The organism is Burkholderia sp. KCJ3K979, assembly GCF_016759955.1.
In the GTDB taxonomy this organism is placed as follows: Bacteria; Pseudomonadota; Gammaproteobacteria; order Burkholderiales; family Burkholderiaceae; genus Burkholderia; species Burkholderia orbicola.
This window is the reverse complement of the sequence record NZ_JACFYV010000366.1, coordinates 1-3,276: the sequence shown is the minus strand read 5'-3', so window position 1 is coordinate 3,276 and position 3,276 is coordinate 1. Positions and strand designations below refer to the sequence as shown.

Annotated in this window: 4 protein-coding genes; 3 read left to right on the top strand and 1 reads right to left on the bottom strand. The window is 70.7% G+C overall.

Annotation, left to right across the window (positions count from 1 at the left end):
- From H3O04_RS34660 to H3O04_RS34650, 3 genes are all read left to right on the top strand, one after another.
- A partial coding sequence (locus H3O04_RS34660; protein WP_202589445.1) for a glutathione S-transferase family protein occupies nt 1-405 on the top strand: 405 nt, incomplete at its 5' end.
- A 126-nt stretch (nt 406-531) separates the two neighbouring features.
- Nucleotides 532-1,164: a DUF2239 family protein gene (locus H3O04_RS34655; RefSeq protein WP_202589444.1), complete on the top strand. Its 633-nt coding sequence runs from the start codon at nt 532-534 to the stop codon at nt 1,162-1,164.
- Between the two features lie 15 nt (nt 1,165-1,179).
- Nucleotides 1,180-2,517, top strand: a complete 1,338-nt coding sequence (locus H3O04_RS34650; protein WP_202589443.1) for a carotenoid oxygenase family protein — start codon at nt 1,180-1,182, stop codon at nt 2,515-2,517.
- A gap of 13 nt (nt 2,518-2,530) precedes the next feature.
- Here the strand turns inward: H3O04_RS34650 and H3O04_RS34645 are convergent.
- On the bottom strand, nt 2,531-3,276 hold a 746-nt coding region (locus H3O04_RS34645), incomplete at its 5' end, for an ABC transporter permease (protein ID WP_202589442.1).

The following is a 3,276-nucleotide window of genomic DNA, read 5'->3' as shown; positions in this document are numbered from 1 at the left end:
TTCGGCGCGCTCTGGTACGTGTACGAACACGACACCGAAGGCGCGGAGAAAGCGGCGTTGCAGGCGTACGGCCGCGGCAAGGTGCTGAAGGCGCACCGGCAGCTCGAAGCGCTGCTCGAACGTGGCGAAGGTCCGTGGCTGCTGGGCGCGCGGCGCACGCTGGCCGACGCGTACTTCACGGGAATCGCGCGCTGGGCGGACTATCACGCGGTGTTCGAGCGCGATGCATTCCCGCGCGTCGCCGCGCTGCGCGAGCGGCTCGCCGACGATGCCGGCGTGCAGTTCGCGCACGCGATCGAGGAGAACCTGCCGCCGCCGGCGTCTTCCGCGTTCGAAGGGCATGTGTCGCTCGACGACGCGCTGGCCAGCGCGCGCGGCATCGTGGCGCCGGCGCGGGCGGTCTGATCGGCAAGCCGGTCGCTCCACAGGACGGAACATGCTGGCGATAATTTTTACCCGGATAATATTGACATCCAATTAATACCCGGATAAAAATAGCGTCATTCCGATTCCAGCCTGCGGGCGACCACGATGACCTCTTCCACACTCCTTCCTTCGTACACGGCCTTCGACGGCCACCGGCGGCTCGCGTCGGGTCCGCTCGCAGAGGTCGCGCTCGAGGTCCGGCAAGCGGCCGGCGACGCGATGCCCGGTTCGATCCTGATCTTCGACGACGCGACGGGCCGCTCGATCGACCTCGACCTGCGCGGCACGGCGGACGACATCCGCGCGCGCTATGCGGCGCCATCGGCCGACGCGTCCGGCGGCGCCGGCGAGCCGGCCGGCGCAGGCGCTGCCGAACAGCGCGGCCGCGGCCGGCCGAAGCTCGGCGTCGTGTCGCGCGAGGTCACGCTGCTGCCGCGTCACTGGGAATGGCTCGGCGCGCAGCCGGGCGGCGCGTCGGTCGCGCTGCGCAAGCTCGTCGAGGACGCGCGGCGCACGCACGCGGCGGCCGACCGGCAGCGCGACGCGCAGGCGCGCGCGTACCACTTCATGTCGGCGATGGCGGGCGACCTGCCCGGTTTCGAGGAAGCCGCGCGGGCGCTGTATGCGAACGATGCGGCACGGCTGGCCGAGCTGATCGCCGGCTGGCCCGACGACGTGCGCGACCATGCGCTGGCCCTGGCGCGCGGCGATCTGCCGCCGTCTGCCGAAGACTGCTGACGGAGCGCCGACGCGATGACCGTATTCGACCTCAACCGCGGCGCGCTCGCGCCGGTCGCCGACGAAGTCGACATCGTCGAGCTGCGCGTGACGGGCGCCATTCCGCGCGAACTCGACGGCACGTTGCTGCGCAACGGCCCGAATCCGCCGGGTGGCCGCTTCGAAGGCAACGACATGCTGTCGTGGTGGCCGGAGGCCGCGATGCTGCACGCGATCGCGTTCGACGACGGCCGCGCGGCCGGCTACCGGAACCGCTGGGCGCGCACGCAGCGCTGGGCGGCCGTCCATGCGCCCGGGCAAGTCCCGCATCTGCCCGACACCAATCCGAACGTGAACGTGTTGCAGCATGCGGGCGAATTGCTCGCGCTGGCCGAGGGCGGCGCGCCGCTCGCGATCACCGCCGCGCTCGATTCGTTCGGCGTCCCGGCGCGGCACGCGGGCTTCGACGGCGCGATGACCGCGCATCCGAAGGTCGACCCGGTGACCGGCGAGCTGATCCTGTTCCGCGCGGACTGGCGCGCACCGTGGCTGCGCTACGGCGTCGTGGATGCGCAGGGCGTGCCGCGCGTCGATCTCGAGATCGAGCTGGGCGCGCCGTCGATGATGCACGACCTCGCGATCACCGAAACCCGCAGCCTGCTGCTCGACCTGAACGTCGGCTACGACTTCTCGCTGCTGAAGCAGGGCCACCGGATGCCGCTGCGCTGGCACGACGACCGGCCCGCGCGCATCGGCGTGCTGCCGCGCCACGGCGGCGACGTGCGCTGGTTCGGCGTCGAGCCGTGCTTCATCCAGCACGTCGTGAACGCGTACGACTGCGACGCGTCGTGCCTCGTACTCGACGCGGTGCGCTATCCGTCGTTCCTGCGGCTCGACGCGCGCACGGGCCGCTTCGCCGACAACCCGGTCGGCGAGCTGTGGCGCTACGTGATCGATACGGCGAACGGGCTGATCGACGAAGGGCCGCTCGCCGACGGCGGCATCGAGCTGCCGCGCATCAACGAAAGCCGCACCGGGCGCCGCTACCGCTACCTGTATGCGGTCGAGCAGCCGAACAACGCGGAAATGCGCGGCGTGATGCGTTTCGATCACGCGCGCGGCACGACGATGCACTACGCGGTGCCGGCCGGCGACCAGAACGGCGAGCCGGTGTTCGTGCCGCGCCCGGGCGGCGCCGACGAGGACGACGGCTGGCTGCTGGTGATGGTCTACCGCGCGGCGACGGACACGAGCGACGTCGTGATCCTCGATGCGCGCGCGATCGACGCGGGGCCGGTCGCGACCGTGCACCTGCCGCGCCGCGTGCCGGCCGGGTTCCACGGCGCGTGGGTGCCGCGCGAACGTCGAGCGTGAGCGGCGGCGCGCGTCACTGCGCGCGCAGCGCGTCGACGATCTTCAATCGCGCGGCGCGCATCGCCGGCAGGAACCCGCCGACGAGCCCCATCACGAGCGAGAACAGCAGCGTCTTCACGACGATCGCGGGCGTCAGCACGAAGCGGAACGACAGGTCCGAGAAGGTCTGGAAGTTGGTCGTCGAGAACGACGCGAACTGCATCAGCGACGCGCACGCGAGCCCCGCGACGCCGCCGACGAAGCCGAGCAGCAGCGCCTCCAGCAGGAACGCGGCGAGCACGTTGGTGCGCTTGAAGCCGAGCGCGCGCAGCGTGCCGATCTCGGCCACGCGGTTCGCGACCGACGCGTACATCGTGATCATCGCGCCGATCATCGCGGCGATCGAGAAGATCGTCGACAGCGTGATGCCGAGGATGTTGATGAAGGTCGACAGCGCCTTCGACTGGTCGCCGTAGAAGGTCTGCTCGCGCTTCGCCTCGTCGGTCAGGCGCGGGTCGACGTCGATGTCGGCCTTGAAGCGCGCGAAGCCGTCGGCGCTCGGGATGCGCAGCACCATCGACGAATAGCTGGTGCGCCGGAACGACTGCATCAGCTGGTCGACGTCGCCCCAGATCTCCGAATCGAAGCCGCTGCCGCCCGCGTCGAAGATACCGACGATGATCCAGTCGCGCTGCGCGAAATGCAGGCGGTCGCCGAGCTGCGTGCCGCTGAAGCCTTTCGCGATCGCGCTGCCGACGACGATCTCCGACGAGCCGGGCG